Raw genomic sequence first — 18495 nt, 5'->3', positions numbered from 1 at the left:
ATATGAGTAAACCATCCATAAGCCTGTGTATGATAGTGAAGAATGAGGAGAGATTTCTTGCACGCTGTTTAAAGAGTGTACAGGGTTTAGTAGAAGAAATTATTATTGTAGATACTGGATCAACAGACAATACAAAAGAGATCGCTGAGTGTTTCGGCGCTAAAATATACACATTCGAATGGGTAAATGACTTTTCAAAGGCACGCAATGAGGCAATAAAGTATGCACAGAGTGATTATGTTTTAGTTCTAGATGCAGATGAATATTTAGAAAGTGCGGACCAGATACTATTACTTCTAGAGTCTCTTGAAAAAGATATTTATTTTTTAAGTATAAAAAGTTTCTTGAGAGGCGGTATTAGTACAATACATCCCGTAATACGTTTGTTTAGAAACGTACCAGAATTAAAATTTTTCGGAAGAATACATGAGCAAATCATAATTCCGGCAGACTCTCTTTTTACACAAGATCACTTAGAAGTAATGATCAATCACGATGGTTATATGAAAGATGTTATAACTGAGAAAAATAAAGAGCAACGGAATTTGAAAATATTGTTAGAGGATTTGGAAGAGCAAGAAACGGGATTTGGATTATTTAACTTAGGTATTCAGTACAAAATGATGGGGCAATATGAACAGGCTATTAAAACGTTTGAAAAGGCCTTTCCTCTAAGTATGGAATATAGCTATATCTGCAAGTTAATTACTAGTCTAATACAGTGTTACATGGAGTTAGAACAATTCGATAAAGCTCTAGTAATATGTCATGAATCGATTGAAGCTTATCCCAATTATACTGACCTATATTATTTGCAAGGACAAATTTATGAGTCTCTTCATTATATTAATGATGCAAGTGAGAGTTTTAACCATTGTCTTAAGATTGGAGTATGTAAGGAACCATGAGTTAATGACTTTTCATGGAGTGGGGAGTTATATGGCTTTAACTTCCTTGGCAGGAATCTCCTTAAGAAAAGGAGACATGACCCAAGCCATTCAGAAGGTAACGGATTCATTAGGAATTAATAAGCATTATATGCCGTCAATCAAGTTATTGTTGGATATTACAAAGAATACATCATTCAAGGATGCTTTCGAATTTATTTCTAAAACATGGGAGATATCTTCGCTAGATGATTTAAAAGAGATGATTGGTGTTCTATATAAATTACGTCATCCACTACTTTATGGATTTTGTGAGTTATACAATCACAATGTTGACAAATCTATATTAGCTGCAGGTTATTTATATAGCAAACGGTATAATGAAGCAGCAAGTATATGGTATGAAATTGAGCACATTGTGGATGTAGATGAATTAGAAGACGTGATGCTTTGTTCGATCCTGACGAAAGACAAAGTATTAATTCAAAAATATAAACATAAATTTTCTTTACGGGAGAAAGACTATAAACTTATTATTCGATGCCTTGAACGAGAAGAACTAAATAATAATCATTGGGCTAAAGATTTAGAACAGCTATTAGTAAGATTTTTTGAAAAACTAATACAGTTACATGAATTCGATACGATAGATTATTTTGTTAGTCAGATGACTTCGTATAATCTACAATTCAGTTTTGCTAAGATTTTGGCGAATTATGGTTTTAATGACATTGCTATTAATATAATGGACTTGCAGTTGCCGAATGTTGACAGGGACGCATTAGTATGGATAGCAGATCAGTTAGCTGCGGTGGGGAATTACAACGAGAGTATGCGTTTTTATGAATTTGCAAACGAACAAGAATCTACATTTAATGTACTTGAGAGCATGTACCAAATATGCATAAAAAATAATGACAGCTATAAGCTGTTTAATTTAATTCAAGCGATGAAAAATTCCACACCAAAATCAAAATGGGCAAACAAACTAGAACATTATAATTTTTTGAGTAGATGAGGAAGCATATGGGATGGAGGATTATCGATTGAAAACGAGCATAGTAATACTAACATATAACCAACTTAACTATACAATTCAATGTATAGAGAGTATTCGTCAATATACCAATTCAGGTACTTATGAAATTATTATTGTAGATAATAACTCCACAGATGAAACTAGACAATGGCTATCGCAACAGTCAGACATCATAACCATTCTTAATGATAGTAATTTAGGATTTCCTAAGGGTTGTAACCAAGGCATTGAAGTAGCTACTGGAGATTATATACTTCTATTAAACAATGATACAGTGGTCACAGAAAATTGGTTAAACAATATGCTGTATTGCATAAACAGTGATGAGCGATTCGGAGCGGTTAGTTGTATTACTAACAACTGTTCGTATGCACAAACAATTCCTGTATCTTATAACAATCTACATGAGATGCATGCATTTGCTGCGGGCCATAATGTCCCAGATCAAAGTAAGTGGGAACAACGCCTTAAACTAATCGGATTTTGTTACCTTATCAAAAGATCTGTCGTAGATGAAATTGGTTTATTAGATGAACGCTTCACACCTGGCAACTATGAAGATGACGACTATTCACTTAGAATCCGCAAAGCAGGCTATAAACTTGTGTTATGTAAGGATACCTTCATTCATCATTACGGGAGTGTATCTTTTCGAGAAGATTCTTCTTATAGCAAATTAATGAAAGTTAATGCCAAGAAGTTTGAAGAAAAGTGGGGGTTTAATCCTATTTATTCTCAGAATATACGATTTGAAATCATAAACATGATGAATAGCGATCCTGAAGCCCCATTAAATGTTTTAGAAGTAGGATGTGCTTGCGGGGGTACACTTATGAATATCAAGCATCGATATCCAAATAGCAATCTATACGGTATAGAGATAGATGAGGCTGCTTCATCGGTTGCATCTATGATAGCTGATGTTCGGAATTATGATGCTGAACGAGGATTAATGGAATATGATGATAACTTCTTTGACTATATCATTCTTGCGGATGTACTTGAACATCTTTATGATCCATAGGAAAGTATTGAGGAATCTGAAAAGATTTTTGAAAACAGATGGCAAGTTATTGGTTAGCATTCCGAACCTTATGCATTACACTGTAATTAATGGTCTTCTAGAAGGGTCCTTTACTTATACAGAAGCAGGTATACTTGATCGAACACACGTAAGATTCTTTACGCTTCATGAACTGAAGAAGATGATATTACAGTCTGGGTACTATAAACTCGATATTGCTGCTAAGACTTTGTCTAATCAAAGCAAAGGCATAACCGATAGATTGTCCGGGATAGTGAGCCCGGCAGTTATGGAGCAGTTTAATGTCTATCAATACTTAGTAAGTGCGAAAAAGCATGATCTAGACGAGACTTTTGAGTATATTATGGATCACACCGAGGAGACTCAAATCATTGTCAACAGGGTTAGTGCTTATACTGCAGATGAGGTAATCCAGTCCGTATTACTATCGGTAAATGAGAACCAAGCGGAGTTATTAAACACCATTGGAGTATCCCACTTTTCTGTAGGTTCATATGAAAAAGCACTGCCATTTTTTGAAAATGCATTTTATTTAGACAATAATAACGAAGAGGTACTTTACAATATTTCTTATTTTTTATGTTTCATAGGCGAATCATCAAATGCGAGCCAATTTATAGATCGTCTGAGGGAAGTTAACGAAAAATCGTATAATCAGCTTCTGGAGGTAATAAAGGATTTTGCTCAATAAAAATCTGTATTCATTACCTGTTTCACCCCCACCCTCCCCGGGTAAATAAACCTAAACCTAATTTTGTCCGCCTTTTTTACGCCTGCCAACTCAGTCGTGGAGCCAAGTCGACATTTTTCTGTTTTTTCTGCAGCAGAAAACCTTTTTCTTGGTAATTGACACTGGATTGGACGGGTGCTATAGTCGGAAATGTGGACAATTAGTGTCACACTTTATTTGACAATGAAGGGAATGTTAGTGCATGCAAGGTAAAGTTAAATGGTTCAACGCAGAGAAAGGTTATGGCTTCATCGAGACTGAGGACGGCGGCGACGTATTTGTACACTTCTCCGCGATTCAATCCGAAGGCTTCAAGACTCTTGAAGAAGGACAATCCGTAGAATTCGAGATTGTTGAAGGCGCTCGTGGCCCGCAAGCTGCTAACGTAATCAAAATCTAATCATCCCGGCATAGCCGACCTACATAAACGGTATTGATGGTTAACAATTGGAGATTCGCTAGCCCAAGACTCCGGAACTTCCGGGGTCTTTTTTTTGTATCCGACCTCCGAAAAATATTGTGCTAAAATTCACAATTCTGTCTTTTTACATGGGCTTTACAAAATGCTATAATGAAGGTGCAAAGGAGGAGTGCCCAATGCAATTCACTATCCGAGGTCAACAAATTGATGTGACCGATGCTTTGAAAGACTATGTTGACAAGAAACTCAGCAGGCTAGATAAGTATTTTGATGCACCCCCCACCTCCGAAGGATACGTTACACTCAGTGTCATTCGAGGATTGCACACGGTGGAAGTGACCATTCCGCTCACAGGCGTGGTACTGCGTGCGGAAGACCGAAGCGACGATATGTACGCTTCCATTGATGCCGTTGTGGACAAGTTGGAACGTCAGATTCGCAAGCACAAAACCAAGCTGAACCGCAAGATCAAGCAAGAAGGCGGACTGAAGACGCTCATTGCGGAGAACGGGGCAGCGGCAACCAGTCAAATGGATGCAGAGCAAGTGGAGTACGACGAGGACAACTACGAAGTAGTCCGTACGAAACGTTTTACCATGAAGCCCATGGACGTGGAAGAAGCGATCCTGCAGATGAACATGGTAGGCCATAATTTTTTCGTATTTTCCAACATTGACACACAAGAAGTAAATGTCGTCTACAAGCGTGATGACGGCAAGTACGGATTGATCGAGCGGGACTAAGTCTCAAGCGGCATTCCTCAAGGAATGCAGAGGCACCAGGTTCGGTTCGAATTTTAAAATGAAATCGAAATTGTAAGATGAGCCTTCATCCGTGTTAGCGGGTGGGGCTCTTTATTTGGATATATGGACGTCTATTCTGCGCCTCTTTAGATGTAGAGTTTTGCTACTAAAATGAATATAATCCCATTGTCAACGACTGGGTAAATGCTCCACGCAACTTTTCAGGACGTCTTCGCGTCTCATAGAGTAGGGCTTCACGTAACAGACATCTCTTGTGAAAGCACATATTGTTGCGGCATCCCTTACAAACTGTTACAATTTATGCAAACCCTCATTTTACGGGACAGGCTTTTTAGCCTGCATGAAATGGGACCATCATAAGGAATCAATGAATCGATTTCATCATTTAACCCTTTGGCATTTAATGAAGTTGATTCTATCACTTGTTTTGCACGAAAGGGGTTAACCATGCTAGGACTTGTCAAAAAGATTTTCGGCGACACCAACGAGCGTGATGTCAAACGTCTCATGAAGACGGTCGATGTAATCAACAAAATGGAACCGGATTTTGAGAAGCTCTCCGATGAGCAGCTGCAAGCGAAAACCGAGGAGTTCCGTGCGCGGATCGAGAAAGGTGAGACGCTGGAGGAACTGCTTCCCGAAGCGTTTGCGACAGTCCGTGAGGCTTCCAGACGAACACTCGGCAAGCGTCACTACGACGTACAGCTGGTCGGAGGAATGGCCCTCCACGAAGGCAGAATTGCAGAGATGAAGACCGGTGAAGGTAAGACCCTTGTGGGTACGCTGCCGGTTTACTTAAATGCCCTGCTTGGCAAAGGGGTTCACGTTGTAACCGTCAATGATTATTTGGCACAGCGTGACAGCCAGGAAATGGCGCAAATATATAACTTCCTGGGTCTAACCGTTGGGGTTAACCTGAGCGGTATGGAACACCCGGATAAACAGCATGCTTATGCATGCGATATTACGTACGGAACGAATAACGAGTTCGGCTTTGACTATCTGCGTGACAACATGGTCCTCTACAAAGAGCAGATGGTTCAGCGTCCACTCTATTTCTGTATCATTGATGAAGTGGACTCCATCCTGGTTGACGAAGCGCGTACGCCGCTTATCATCTCGGGACAAGCTCAGAAATCGACCGAGCTGTATTTTGCAGCGGATCGCTTCGTGAAGCGCCTGACGGCAGAAGAGGATTATACCGTAGATATTAAGGTCAAATCCGTAGCTCTGACAGAAAAGGGTGTTGCCCAGGCGGAGCGTTCCTTCGGTATCGAAAACCTGTATGACCAGAACCATGTAACACTGAACCACCACATTGTACAAGCGCTGAAAGCGAACGTGATTATGCGCCGCGACGTGGATTACGTTGTCACCGACGACGAAGTGGTTATCGTGGACGAATTCACGGGCCGCTTGATGGCAGGACGCCGCTATAGCGACGGTCTTCACCAGGCGATTGAAGCGAAGGAAGGCATCGAGGTTCAGAACGAGAGCATGACATTGGCGACGATTACTTTCCAGAACTACTTCCGTATGTATCGCAAGCTGGCAGGTATGACCGGTACAGCGAAGACAGAGGAAGAAGAGTTCAAGAAGATTTATGGTCTTGAAGTGCTCCAGATTCCTACAAACAAACCGAATCAGCGTAACGACATGCCGGATGTTGTCTATAAGAGCGAAGAAGGCAAGTTCAAGGCAGTTGTTACGGAGATCGTGGAACGTCATAAAAAGAATCAACCGATCCTGGTGGGTACGGTTTCGATTGAGAACTCCGAGCGTTTATCGGAAATGCTGAAACGCAAAGGCATTCAGCATAAAGTTCTGAATGCGAAGTACCATGCAGAGGAAGCGGAAATCATCTCACGCGCCGGTCAGCCGGGATCTGTAACGATCGCGACGAATATGGCGGGACGCGGTACGGATATTTTGCTGGGTGAAGGCGTGCAGAATATTGGCGGACTTCACATTATCGGTACGGAGCGTCACGAATCGCGCCGGATCGATAACCAGCTGCGTGGTCGTGCCGGTCGTCAAGGTGACCCAGGATCCACTCAGTTCTATTTGTCCCTGGGCGATGAACTGATGAAACGTTTTGGTACAGACAACGTTCTGAACATGATGGAGCGTCTTGGCTTTGAAGAAGATCAGCCGATCGAGAGCAAGATGATTACCCGTGCGGTTGAATCCGCGCAGAAGCGGGTTGAGGGCAATAACTTCGACATGCGTAAAGTCGTTCTTCAATATGATGACGTGATGAACCAGCAGCGTGAGATCATCTACAAACAACGCCGCGAGATTCTGGAGTCCCAAGACATTAAACAAATCGTTGTTGAGATGATGAAGCCAGTCATTGAACGGGTTGTTCAGGCTCACTGCAGCGATGATATTCCGGAGAACTGGGAACTGCAAGAAGTGGCAGACTTCGTTAACAGCAAGCTGCTGGACGAGGGTGCAATTACCCGCGAAGATCTGTGGGGCAAAGAATCGGAAGAAATCACGGAATTTATCTTTGAGCGCGTGATGAAGAAGTATGCAGAGCGTGAAGAGGCGATTGGTGAAGAGATGGTACGCGAGTTCGAGAAAGTTATCGTGCTGCGTGCGGTAGACAGCAAGTGGATGGATCACATCGATGCGATGGACCAACTGCGTCAAGGTATTCATCTCCGTGCATACGGCGGTACCGATCCGCTTCGCGAATACCAGTTCGAAGGCTTTGAGATGTTTAATGCCATGATCGCTACGATTCAAGAGGAAGTGGCAACGTACATCATGAAGGCGCAGATCGCAACGAACCAGGAGCGCCAGGCTGTCGTGGAGGAGAACAAGGTATCCACGAACAGCAGCAGCGAGCCAGCCGAGAAGCGTCCAGTGCAAGTAGCTGAACAGATCGGCCGGAACGATGCATGTCCTTGCGGCAGCGGCAAGAAGTATAAGCACTGCCACGGACAGAACGCTTAAGCTACATTTTCATAAAACGGCCTTGTGTATAGGCGCTGATTTTTCAACTCCCTTAAGAGCAGCAGATGAACCGGTCATTGTGGTCTTATCCACAGCGATCCGAAACCTCTGCTGCGCTTAAGGGAGTTTATCTGAATAAATAACGAATGATCTAGTAAAGTCGCATAAATTTCTCTTGAATATGGAACGTTTTCCATGCAGGAGAGGGTATACTGAAGTTATTACGATTACGTATAGATAAGAAAGGACGAGGGACTCATGATCGAACCAAGTGTGAAGCAGGACCTGCGTGAAATCAGCAAGAAACTAACCAATCTTAGGGGGTCTCTTTGACTTAGATCTCAAACAGGAAATGATTGAGAATTTTGAGGAGAAGATGGCTGCCCCGGATTTTTGGGACGATAATGAAAAAGCCCAAGCGCTCATTGCTGAGATGAATGCTGTGAAATCATCCGTGGATCAGTATCAAAAACTTCAGCAGGATTACGATGATGCTGTTGTTATGACTGAACTGGCGGATGAAGAGGGCGACGACTCTCTTGCAGGAGAAATTGGCGAGACAATTAAGGACTTGGTTAAGCGCGTGGAGGAATTTGAGCTTCAGCTGCTGTTGAACCAGCCTTACGATAAAATGAATGCCATCCTTGAGCTGCATCCCGGAGCGGGCGGAACCGAGTCGCAAGACTGGGGCCAAATGCTGCACCGAATGTATACCCGCTGGGCGGAGAAGCGCGGCTTCAAGGTGGAAACACTGGATTACTTGCCAGGCGACGAAGCGGGAATCAAGAGTGTAACGCTGCTGATCAAGGGCTACAATGCTTACGGATATTTGAAAGCGGAAAAAGGAGTTCATCGTCTGGTTCGCATATCACCATTCGACTCTTCCGGTCGCCGTCATACCTCCTTTGTATCCTGCGATGTGGTACCGGAAATCAATGATGAAATCGAGCTGGATATCCGCACCGAGGATCTAAAGATTGATACCTACCGTGCCAGTGGCGCAGGGGGTCAGCATATCAATACGACGGACTCGGCCGTACGGATCACTCACTTGCCAACCGGCGTGGTGGTGACGTGTCAGAATGAACGCTCTCAGATCAAGAACCGTGAGCGTGCGATGACAATGCTTCGTTCCAAGCTCTACGAGCGCAAAATCGAGGAGCAGAAGAAGGAATTGGCGGAAATTCGCGGCGAGCAGTCGGAAATCGCTTGGGGCAGCCAGATTCGTTCGTATGTATTCCATCCGTACAGTATGGCTAAGGACCACCGTACACAGGTGGAGACCGGTAATATTGGAGCCGTCATGGACGGAGATCTGGATGCTTTTATCGATGGCTATTTGCGCAGTCAGATCAAGCAGGAAGTCGAGTAGGACGTTGAGGAGAGATTTGAAGAACTATGGCGCAATCCGCTGGCAATCCATCGATTAACAAAAGAAAAAGAGAACCCCTGATTCCGATCAACGGTCCCCTTCGGCAGACGGTGGACGCAATTTTTATTATCATCGGCTCCTTTATCATGGCGCTGTCATTCAATTTATTTTTTCTCCCGAATCACATTGCCTCCGGCGGCGTGTCGGGTTTGTCCGTTCTTGCGCAATCATGGCTCGGCATTGAACCGGCCTTTACGCAGTGGGCACTGAACATCCCATTGTTTGTACTCGGCTTTTGGCTGCTTGGACGCGATTACGGCATTCGTTCCCTGCTGGGCAGCGTGATTCTGCCGTTGTTTGTTTTCCTGACCAAGGACTGGCCAATCCCAACCTCCAATCCACTTCTGGCCTCCATTTATGGAGGAATCGGGGTCGGTATCGGGATGGGGCTGGTCTATCGCGGCCGGGGGTCGACGGGCGGGCTGACCATCGTGGCACAGCTCTTGCAAAAATACAGCGGTCTGACGTTCTCCCTCTGTGTCGTACTGCTGGATGCGATTGTGATCTCATCGGCAGCACTGGTGCTGTCACTGGAGCAGGCGTTATACGCACTGATTGGACTGTATGTTACAGGCAAAGTGATTGATGCCATTGAGCTTGGCTTCAGCTTTACCAAGGTGGCCTACATTATATCCGATCATAACGAGCCGATAACGAAGGCTATTCTGGAGGATTTGGACCGGGGATTAACCAAGCTAACCGCTGAGGGAGGCTATACGGGTGAACATCGAACCGTCCTGATGGTGGTAGTCGGGCAGAGCGAGATTCCCCGTCTAAAGACAGTGGTCCAGTCGGTAGATCCGAATGCTTTTGTAATTATCAGCAATGCGCATGAGGTATTGGGTGAAGGATTCCGCAATATTAAGGCGTAAGCCAATAGAATACAGCGGCCGAGACATTCTCGGCGATAGGAAGAGACGGTGTATATCACTGTCTCTTTTTCTATTTTCAGACGAATCCGATTTCAGTGAAGCTGGAAGTTCGATCATCGCAAAAAATCTTCCCTAACGCAGTCTGCCCTCTGTGAAGATACAATGACAGATAGTTTTCTTATGGGGCCAACATCCACCCCCAGTAGCGGCAGGCTTGAATTCTCCTTTATTTTTCTAGTAAAGAGCATATAATGGAAACTAAACTTGTAGGGGGTAGGGGATGATGGAGATTGAACAGATCTATGGTAATTTGCCAGTGCTGGAGACAGAACGTCTGCGTCTTCGCAGAGTATCGATGCAGGATGCAAACGAGATGTATGTCTATGCCTCCGATGATGAGGTTACAAAACACGTAACTTGGGAAACCCACCGCTCCGTTAATGACAGTAAGCGATTCATTCAATTTATACTGGCCCAATATGCGAAGCATGATATCGCCCCGTGGGGGATTGAGCTGAAGGAAAGCGGACGTATGGTGGGGACGGTGGATTTTGTATGGTGGAAGCCCGGGCATCAGAGTGCCGAGATCGGTTATGTACTGGCACGCGATTGTTGGGGACAAGGACTTATGACAGAGGCGGCCACTGCATTGCTGAAGCTGGGCTTTGGCCAGATGGAGCTTGTACGCATCCAGGCCCGCTGCATTACAGAGAACATCGGCTCCCAGCGTGTGATGGAGAAGATCGGCATGTCCTATGAGGGCACGTTAAGAAAAGGGATCAAGATCAAGGGGCAGCATTGGGACCTTAAATTATTCTCCATACTAAAAGAAGATTATGAATCGGCTAATTAAAGGTTGAAGGATCATGGAGCATGCATGAAAATTGGACCAAATTTGAATAATCCATTGTATTTATATGAATACGGTCGTATAATAATACATATTTATGAGACGGATAGGTCAATGGGAAACTTGTTAGTAAGAGAGCCACAATTCAATGCGGGACACGGAAACATTCCGAACAAGGTAAAGGGCCGCCTGACAGCAGCAGCTTCATGAAGAAGAAGCATTTCAGGAGCATTCGCAGCGGCTCGACTTGTTTCTATACACCTAAGATATACAGATTTCGGGGAACAACGGGAATCGACCGGAAGCATGAACCGTATCCGTAAGATGTAGAGATGAAGGGACTGGCTGAATGGGACCTTGCCTAAGGTCCTATAGCTGTTCCTGGGGGAGAGGATGAGGATATGACGGACACAAACACATTAAGAGTTGCCATTGTTGGATCTACCGGTTACGGGGGAGTGGAACTGATCCGCTTGCTGCAATCACACCCGCGAGTTGAGATTACGTCGGTGATTTCTTCATCGAGTGCGGGGGCACCCATATCGGATGGTTTTCCGCATTTGACGAATATCGTCACCCGGAATTTGGATGGTGTAAATCCAGCGGAAATCGCAGAGGTGGCTGACCTGGTGTTTGCCGCGACACCTTCTGGCGTTAGCGCCAAGCTGGTGCCGGAGCTGCTGGAAGTTGGCCTTAAGGTTATTGACCTTTCAGGCGATTTTCGCTTGAAAGACGGAGGGATATATGAGCAGTGGTATAAGCACCCGGCACCGAGCGCGGAGCTTTTGGAAAAAGCGGTATACGGCCTATGCGAAGTGTTTGGCGAGGAGGTCCGCGATGTGGATTTCATCTCCAATCCGGGCTGTTATCCGACAGCGACCCTGCTCGGACTGATCCCGGCCATCAGCGCGGGATGGATCGATGCCTCTTCGCTGATTATCGACGCCAAATCCGGCGTGTCCGGCTCCGGAAGGGGAACGAGTTTGACGTCCCATTATGCCGAGATCAACGAGAACTTCAAAGCTTACAAGGTGAATAAGCACCAGCATATTCCTGAGGTTGAGCAGGTGTTGACTCAGGTGGCGGGTGAACCGATCACGGTTACCTTTACGACCCATCTCGTACCGATGACACGTGGCATTATGAGCACTATGTATGCAACGCTGAACGGTCCTTATACGGAAGAGGATTTCATTGAGCTGTACCGCCAGTATTTCAAAGACCGCCGGTTCGTGAGAATCCGTGAGCAAGGGGTATGGCCTGCAACAAAAGAAGTGAGCGGCTCGAACTATTGCGACATCGGATTTGCGGTGGATGCACGAACAAACAGAGTGACCATTATATCGGTTATTGATAATGTGGTGAAGGGTGCGGCCGGTCAGGCGATCCAGAACCTGAACTTGATGATGGGATGGGAGGAGAGCCTCGGACTTACGTTTACGCCGATTTATCCGTAAGCGGCTGGGGATACAGACATGGGAGAGAATACGTTTGCGATAATTGAAGGGGGTAGCATTGTAACGCCGCAAGGCTTCAAGGCGGCCGGCCTCCACTGTGGACTTAAGAAAACAGACCGTAACGATCTGGGTGTCATCGTATGTGATGTGCCTGCCGTGGCGGCTGCGGTATATACAACGAATCTTTTTCAGGCGGCACCGCTGAAGGTAACGCGTGAGAGTCTGCAGGATGGCAAGCTTCGCGCTATTGTTGTCAACAGCGGGAACGCCAATGCCTGCACGGGTAAGCAGGGTGAAGAGGATGCATATACGATGCGTTCCAACACGGCTTCGCAATTCAATCTGGATGCAGACGATGTGGCCGTAGCCTCGACAGGAGTCATCGGCGAACTGCTGAAGATGGATCGTGTATCTTCAGGCATTGCCAGCTTGCCGGCACATCTCAGTGGCGAGAGTGAAGGAGCGGAAAGCTTCAGCCAGGCGATTTTGACAACGGATCTCGTGAAAAAAGAAGCCTGCGTCACCGTCCAAGTCAACGGTACAAAGGTTACCATCGCGGGAACAGCGAAGGGATCGGGGATGATTCACCCGAACATGGCAACCATGCTCGGGTTTATGACGACAGATGCGGTCATTGATCAGGAAGCGCTGCAGCTGCTGCTGCGCCAAACGACCAACCTGACCTTTAATATGATAACCGTGGATGGGGATACGAGCACGAACGATATGCTGATTGCGATGGCCAGCGGCCTGGCGGAGCACGAGGCATTGACACCGGAGCATCCCGATTGGGATGCGTTCGCAGCGGGCTTCCACCATGTGTGCCAGCAGCTGGCGAAGGCCATCGCGCGTGATGGAGAGGGAGCGTCCCGCTTGATCGAGGTTCGCGTGAACGGTGCCGAGTGTGACGATGATGCCCAAGCGATTGCCAAGACGATCATTGGCTCCAGCCTGGTGAAATCCGCGGTGTTCGGGGCAGATGCCAACTGGGGGCGCATTATTGCGGCTGTAGGTCGTGCGGGTCGTCCGGTCAACCCGGAGACGGTTGATATTGCCATAGGTCCAATTTCGGTGCTGGAGCAGTCCAGACCGGTTGCTTTTGACGAGGATGCCGCACTGGTTTACCTTCAGGGCGATTCCGTGGACATTGATGTGAAGCTGCATATCGGGAATGGATCAGCCACGGCGTGGGGCTGTGACTTGACCTATGACTATGTCCGCATTAATGCGGCTTACCGTACGTAGATAAATCACCTATAGATCGGGAGGAGACGGATATGAAGAGCACGATCGATCAAGAGGATACGTTGCCGGTCCAAACATCGGGGGCAGATACCTTTGTCATGAAATGCGGCGGCAGCACGCTCGCTGCACTTCCGGACAGCTTCTTCGAGGATTTGAAGGAGCTGCAGCAGAAGGGAGTCCATCCTGTAATTGTTCATGGAGGCGGTCCTGCCATCTCCGGCAATCTGGAGAAACTCGGTATCGAGACCGAGTTCGTGAATGGACTGCGCAAGACGACGGAGGATGTGCTGGACGTTGTGGAGATGGTGCTCGCAGGCACTATCAATAAAGGGATTGTAAGACGGATACAAAGCGTGGGCGGCTCTGCTATCGGCTTGTCCGGCTCGGATGGAGGACTGATCGAGGCCAAACCGGTTACGAACCATGCGGAGGTTGGCTGGGTTGGCGATGTAACGAAGGTGAAGTCATCCATACTGAGCGGTGTACTGAAGATGGGATACATGCCTGTGGTTGCGCCGATTGGTGTGGATTCATCCGGTCAGCGCTACAATATCAATGCAGATACGGCTGCTGGCGCCGTTGCCTCCCATCTGGGGGTCAAGCGGATGATTGTTGTCACCGACGTGCCCGGGATCATGAAGGGGACGGGCGGCGAGAAGCGGGTGCTTCCGACCGTGACGGTGCAAGAGATTGAAGACATGATCGGCACGGGCGAGATCTACGGGGGGATGATTCCCAAGGTCAGAGCGGCCATCAGCTGCATCCATGGCAAAGTGAGCGAGGTTGTCATCGTGAACGGAAGCGAACCGAACGTGCTGAGCCGTGTCCTTGGTGGAGAAGTGCTGGGAACGCGTATTGTGCGGATGTCATAATAAATGAACAGATTGAGTTTTTACGAATAGAACGACCTCAACGGAGGAGGCGGAATTGTTCTGGAGAAGCAACGGGGTCGCCTTTGCCCCAGGATTTTAACAGTTGTAGCCATTTTAATAGAAAATCTGGGGGCAACAGCGATCGGAAGAACAATCCGCATGCGTAGTGATGAAAGGGCAGTCAGAGTTCATGATGATGAACCTGTTTTGTCCAAATGCAAAGGAGTGTGTGAAGGTCATGGGAAAAGAAACAGCGGTTAGCGGTATCGTAGCAGCGAATGAAAGCTCATTGTTCCAGACGTACGCCAGATATCCAATTGCCTTGGTAAAAGGAGAAGGCAGCTGGCTATGGGATGATCAAGGCAACAAATATCTTGATTTCATGGCAGGGCTGGCAGTAACGAATCTCGGTCATGCTCCTGTGAAAGTGAAAGAGAAGCTGAAGGCCCAACTGGATGAATTGTGGCATGTCTCGAACCTGTTTCACATTCCCGGCCAGGAAAAAGCGGCAGCGCTGCTGACAGCAAACACTTGTGCTGATGCCGTTTTCTTCTGCAACAGTGGAGCGGAAGCTAACGAAGCAGCCATCAAGCTCGCGCGCCGCTACCATCAGAAGGTGAAGGGTACGGGGCGCTACGAGGTGATTACGTTTACCCAGTCCTTCCATGGACGGACGCTGGCTACATTGACAGCTACCGGCCAGGATAAGGTGAAGGAAGGCTTCCTTCCGCTGCCGGGTGGTTTCAAGAGCGTCCCGCTGCATGACCTTCCGGCACTTGAAGCTGCCATTAACAACAATACCGCAGCCATCATGATCGAGATGGTGCAGGCGGAAGGCGGCGTGCATCCGGTGGAGCCGGAATTCCTGCAAGCCGTGACCGAGCTGTGCAAGAAGCACGGTCTGCTGCTGATTGTTGACGAGGTTCAGACGGGCATGGGCCGTACCGGCAAGCTGTTTGCGCATGAGCATTACGGCATTGAGCCGGATATTTTTACCGTAGCCAAAGGGCTTGGCTCCGGCTTCCCGGTCGGCGCGATGCTGGGCAAAGGCTATCTGCGCGAAGCCTTCACGGCAGGCAGCCATGCCACGACGTTTGGCGGCACACCCATTGCGAGCTCCGTCATCCAGGCTACCATCGAGACGATGATTGAGGATCATGTGCCGCAGCGCGCGGCGGACGCCGGAGAATATTTGATGGCGAAGCTGAACGAGAGCCTGGGCGGTCATCCCTTTGTGAAGGCCATTCGGGGCAAAGGCCTGCTGATCGGGATCGAATGCGCGGAGCCGGTTGGCGAGCTGGTACTGAAAGGACAGAGCCGCGGACTGCTGTTCGTGACAGCGGGACCGGAAGTGATTCGACTGCTGCCGAATCTGTACGTGACAAGACAAGAAATCGATCAGGCGGTATCCATTATTACAGAACTGATTCATGAGCATTCAGCGGTTCAGCAAGCATAACGAGAGCCGTTATCCTATATGTAGCTTTGACAATAACAGTATACGGCAAGGAGGATTTAAGTTTATGACCGCAAGCGGACAAGTGAAGGAATTAAGCCTGAAAGGGCGGGATATGATAGAGCTGGATGAATACTCCACGGAAGAAATTCAGTTCTTGCTGGATTCGGCTATCGAGATTAAGCGCAAGCAGAAGAACGGTGAAGTCTATCAGCCGCTGAAAGGCAAGACGATCGGCTTGATATTCGAGAAGTCGTCCACGCGGACACGGATTTCGTTCGAGACGGGAATGTTCCAACTGGGCGGACATGCACTCTTTTTAAGCAAAAATGATATTCAGCTTGGACGCGGGGAGCCGATCAGCGATATGGCCCAGGTAATGTCCCGCTATCTGGACGGCCTGATGATCCGTACCTTCGGACACGACAATGTGGTGAACCTGGCGAAATATGCCTCCATTCCGGTTATTAATGGTCTGAGTGATATGGCGCATCCATGTCAGGTGCTGGCGGACCTGCAGACGGTGCTGGAGCACAAGGGCAAGCTGAAAGGCCTCAAAATGGCCTTCATCGGCGATGGCAACAACATGGCGCATTCCCTTCTGATTGGCGGAGCCAAGATGGGCATGCATGTGGCCTTGGCCAGTCCGAAGGGCTACGAGGCGGATGCCGGCATTGTGAAGCTGAGCGAGGATATCGCAGCACAAACCGGCGGCAGCATTACGATTACGCAGGATCCAATCGAAGCCGCGAAGGATGCGAATGTGATCTATACGGATGTATGGGCCAGCATGGGCTTTGAAGAGGAGCAGGCACAGCGGGAAGTTGCGTTTGCAGACTATCAGGTGAACGAGGAACTTGTAAAGGCGGCGAAGCCGGATTATTTGTTCCTGCATTGCCTTCCGGCCCATCGTGGCGAAGAGGTCAGCGAAGGGGTGATCGACGGCGTCAACTCCGTCATATTCGATCAGGCCGAGAATCGTCTTCATGCCCAGAAGGCTTTGATGGTTGCTTTGATGGCATAACGCCGTTTATAGCAGAGGGTGCATTCTCTATGAAAATGTCTGCGGACGTTTTCTTTAGTATAATGAACGATAGGGTTGTTAGTAACAAAGAGAGGGAGTTTAACCATGGCAAAACAAAAAATCGTACTGGCGTATTCCGGTGGCCTGGATACGTCCGTAATTCTGAAGTGGCTGAAAGAAACTTATGATGCGGAGATCATTGCTTTCACGGCTGACATCGGCCAGAAGGAAGAGCTGGACGGACTTGAGGAAAAAGCGCTGGCAACCGGCGCATCCAAAGTATACATCGACGATCTGCGCGATGAATTCGCGAATGATTTCATCTACCCGATGTTCCAAGCCGGTGCTATGTATGAAGGGCAGTACCTGCTCGGTACCAGCATCGCACGCCCACTGATTGCGAAGCGCATGGTGGATATCGCACGCGCCGAAGGGGCAACAGCGATTGCGCACGGAGCTACCGGTAAAGGGAACGACCAGGTCCGTTTCGAGCTGGGCGTAGCTGGCTTGGCACCGGACATTGAAGTGATTGCGCCTTGGCGTATCGAGGAGTTCCGCAGCTCCTTCCCGGGACGCGCGGAGATGATTGCTTACGCGGAAGCGCATGGCATTCCGGTAACGGCATCGGCAGCCAAATCCTACTCCATGGACCGCAACCTTCTCCACATCAGTTATGAGAGCGGCGTGCTGGAGGACCCTTGGTTCGATGCAAGTGCAGAGGACAGCAAGGATATGTACCTGCTCAGCGTATCTCCCGAAGATGCACCGGATGAGGCAGAGTATCTGGAGCTTACTTTTGAACAAGGGAATGTCGTTGCCCTAAACGGAGAGTCTCTGAGTCCGCTGCAGGTGATGGAGAAGCTGAATGAGCTGGGCGGCAAGCACGGCATCGGTCGCGTGGATATGGTGGAGAACCGTTTCGTGGGTATGAAGAGCCGCGGTGTCTACGAGACTCCGGGGGGAACCATCCTGTTTACCGCTCATCGCAAAATGGAATCCATCACGATGGACCGTGAAGTGATGAACCTGCGTGACAGCCTCATTACCCGTTACAGCACTTTGGTCTACAACGGTTTCTGGTTTGCGCCTGAGCGTCTCGCACTGCAAGCGCTGGTAACCGAAAGCCAGAAGAACGTATCCGGTACGGTGCGCGTGAAGCTGTACAAAGGCAACATCATCGGAGCAGGCGTGAAGAGTCCGGTCAGCTTGTACAATCCGGATATCGCAACGATGGAAGCCGATCCAACGCAAGCGTATGATCAAGGCGATGCAACCGGCTTTATTCGCTTGAACGCGCTGCGTTTGAAAGTGGCAACTGGTGTGAACCAGAATCAATAAGACTCGCAAGCTAGGGCCCGTATAGACAGAATGCTTGCACTAAGCACGCGGGCTGAGACATGCGACTTTGAAGCATATAGCATGGTTTGTTCATGGATTTGG

General features: G+C 47.8%; 16 protein-coding genes. All 16 read left to right on the top strand.

Annotated features, from left to right (window positions below; genetic code table 11):
* The first annotated feature begins 2 nt into the window (after nucleotides 1–2).
* Complete coding sequence (locus tag PVOR_RS28510) at nucleotides 3–908, top strand: glycosyltransferase family 2 protein (protein WP_006213044.1); 906 nt, start codon at nucleotides 3–5, stop codon at nucleotides 906–908.
* Nucleotides 909–939: 31 nt separating this feature from the next.
* On the top strand, nucleotides 940–1905 hold the full coding sequence (locus PVOR_RS28505) for a hypothetical protein (RefSeq protein WP_006213043.1): 966 nt from the start codon (nucleotides 940–942) through the stop codon (nucleotides 1903–1905).
* Between the two features lie 28 nt (nucleotides 1906–1933).
* Nucleotides 1934–2950, top strand: coding sequence for a glycosyltransferase (locus PVOR_RS31185; protein ID WP_200860852.1), 1017 nt, complete (start codon nucleotides 1934–1936; stop codon nucleotides 2948–2950).
* Nucleotides 2951–2978: 28 nt separating this feature from the next.
* Nucleotides 2979–3662 (top strand): hypothetical protein, encoded by a 684-nt coding sequence (locus tag PVOR_RS31180; protein WP_200860851.1) that lies wholly within the window; start codon nucleotides 2979–2981, stop codon nucleotides 3660–3662.
* Between the two features lie 241 nt (nucleotides 3663–3903).
* The gene (locus PVOR_RS28495) at nucleotides 3904–4101 is read left to right on the top strand and encodes a cold shock domain-containing protein (protein ID WP_006213042.1); all 198 of its coding nucleotides are present in this window, start codon (nucleotides 3904–3906) and stop codon (nucleotides 4099–4101) included.
* 197 nt (nucleotides 4102–4298) lie between these two features.
* A complete protein-coding gene (gene hpf / locus PVOR_RS28490) occupies nucleotides 4299–4865 on the top strand; it encodes a ribosome hibernation-promoting factor, HPF/YfiA family (RefSeq protein ID WP_006213041.1) in 567 nt (188 codons plus the stop codon).
* A 468-nt stretch (nucleotides 4866–5333) separates the two neighbouring features.
* Entirely contained in the window at nucleotides 5334–7847 is a 2514-nt protein-coding gene (secA, locus tag PVOR_RS28485) for a preprotein translocase subunit SecA (protein WP_006213040.1), read from the top strand.
* A 258-nt stretch (nucleotides 7848–8105) separates the two neighbouring features.
* Nucleotides 8106–9219 (top strand): peptide chain release factor 2 gene (gene prfB, locus PVOR_RS28480; RefSeq protein ID WP_100086551.1). Its coding sequence is split into 2 segments (ribosomal slippage): nucleotides 8106–8177 and nucleotides 8179–9219, totalling 1113 coding nucleotides; the frame shifts between segments, so codons are not numbered across the junction.
* A gap of 26 nt (nucleotides 9220–9245) precedes the next feature.
* Nucleotides 9246–10151 (top strand): YitT family protein, encoded by a 906-nt coding sequence (locus PVOR_RS28475; RefSeq protein WP_006213038.1) that lies wholly within the window; start codon nucleotides 9246–9248, stop codon nucleotides 10149–10151.
* A 283-nt stretch (nucleotides 10152–10434) separates the two neighbouring features.
* Nucleotides 10435–11004 (top strand): GNAT family N-acetyltransferase, encoded by a 570-nt coding sequence (locus PVOR_RS28470; protein ID WP_006213037.1) that lies wholly within the window; start codon nucleotides 10435–10437, stop codon nucleotides 11002–11004.
* Nucleotides 11005–11402: 398 nt separating this feature from the next.
* Nucleotides 11403–12458 (top strand): N-acetyl-gamma-glutamyl-phosphate reductase, encoded by a 1056-nt coding sequence (gene argC / locus PVOR_RS28465; RefSeq protein WP_006213036.1) that lies wholly within the window; start codon nucleotides 11403–11405, stop codon nucleotides 12456–12458.
* Nucleotides 12459–12476: 18 nt separating this feature from the next.
* Nucleotides 12477–13703 carry a bifunctional glutamate N-acetyltransferase/amino-acid acetyltransferase ArgJ gene (gene argJ / locus PVOR_RS28460; RefSeq protein WP_006213035.1) on the top strand — a complete coding sequence of 409 codons (1227 nt, stop codon included), beginning with the start codon at nucleotides 12477–12479 and terminating at the stop codon, nucleotides 13701–13703.
* A 32-nt stretch (nucleotides 13704–13735) separates the two neighbouring features.
* Nucleotides 13736–14575: an acetylglutamate kinase gene (argB, locus tag PVOR_RS28455; RefSeq protein ID WP_006213034.1), complete on the top strand. Its 840-nt coding sequence runs from the start codon at nucleotides 13736–13738 to the stop codon at nucleotides 14573–14575.
* Between the two features lie 238 nt (nucleotides 14576–14813).
* The gene (locus PVOR_RS28450; protein WP_006213033.1) at nucleotides 14814–16034 is read left to right on the top strand and encodes an acetylornithine transaminase; all 1221 of its coding nucleotides are present in this window, start codon (nucleotides 14814–14816) and stop codon (nucleotides 16032–16034) included.
* A gap of 64 nt (nucleotides 16035–16098) precedes the next feature.
* Nucleotides 16099–17055: an ornithine carbamoyltransferase gene (gene argF / locus PVOR_RS28445; RefSeq protein ID WP_006213032.1), complete on the top strand. Its 957-nt coding sequence runs from the start codon at nucleotides 16099–16101 to the stop codon at nucleotides 17053–17055.
* Nucleotides 17056–17160: 105 nt separating this feature from the next.
* Nucleotides 17161–18393 carry an argininosuccinate synthase gene (locus PVOR_RS28440; protein WP_006213031.1) on the top strand — a complete coding sequence of 411 codons (1233 nt, stop codon included), beginning with the start codon at nucleotides 17161–17163 and terminating at the stop codon, nucleotides 18391–18393.
* The last annotated feature ends 102 nt before the right edge of the window (nucleotides 18394–18495 follow it).

The sequence above is a fragment of the Paenibacillus vortex V453 genome, assembly GCF_000193415.1.
Lineage (GTDB): Bacteria > Bacillota > Bacilli > Paenibacillales > Paenibacillaceae > Paenibacillus_AQ > Paenibacillus_AQ glucanolyticus.
This window is presented reverse-complemented; position numbering and strand designations above follow the sequence as displayed.

Excerpts from the sequence above, each read along its gene's own strand:
- PVOR_RS28450 (WP_006213033.1), top strand. The coding sequence starts at position 14,814 with ATGGGAAAAGAAACAGCGGTTAGCGGTATCGTAGCAGCGAATGAAAGC.
- PVOR_RS28495 (WP_006213042.1), top strand. The coding sequence starts at position 3,904 with ATGCAAGGTAAAGTTAAATGGTTCAACGCAGAGAAAGGTTATGGCTTC.
- argC (WP_006213036.1), top strand. The coding sequence starts at position 11,403 with ATGACGGACACAAACACATTAAGAGTTGCCATTGTTGGATCTACCGGT.
- hpf (WP_006213041.1), top strand. The coding sequence starts at position 4,299 with ATGCAATTCACTATCCGAGGTCAACAAATTGATGTGACCGATGCTTTG.
- argB (WP_006213034.1), top strand. The coding sequence starts at position 13,736 with ATGAAGAGCACGATCGATCAAGAGGATACGTTGCCGGTCCAAACATCG.
- PVOR_RS28510 (WP_006213044.1), top strand. The coding sequence starts at position 3 with ATGAGTAAACCATCCATAAGCCTGTGTATGATAGTGAAGAATGAGGAG.
- argF (WP_006213032.1), top strand. The coding sequence starts at position 16,099 with ATGACCGCAAGCGGACAAGTGAAGGAATTAAGCCTGAAAGGGCGGGAT.
- PVOR_RS28505 (WP_006213043.1), top strand. The coding sequence starts at position 940 with ATGGCTTTAACTTCCTTGGCAGGAATCTCCTTAAGAAAAGGAGACATG.
- PVOR_RS28475 (WP_006213038.1), top strand. The coding sequence starts at position 9,246 with ATGGCGCAATCCGCTGGCAATCCATCGATTAACAAAAGAAAAAGAGAA.
- PVOR_RS28440 (WP_006213031.1), top strand. The coding sequence starts at position 17,161 with ATGGCAAAACAAAAAATCGTACTGGCGTATTCCGGTGGCCTGGATACG.
- PVOR_RS28470 (WP_006213037.1), top strand. The coding sequence starts at position 10,435 with ATGGAGATTGAACAGATCTATGGTAATTTGCCAGTGCTGGAGACAGAA.
- secA (WP_006213040.1), top strand. The coding sequence starts at position 5,334 with ATGCTAGGACTTGTCAAAAAGATTTTCGGCGACACCAACGAGCGTGAT.
- argJ (WP_006213035.1), top strand. The coding sequence starts at position 12,477 with ATGGGAGAGAATACGTTTGCGATAATTGAAGGGGGTAGCATTGTAACG.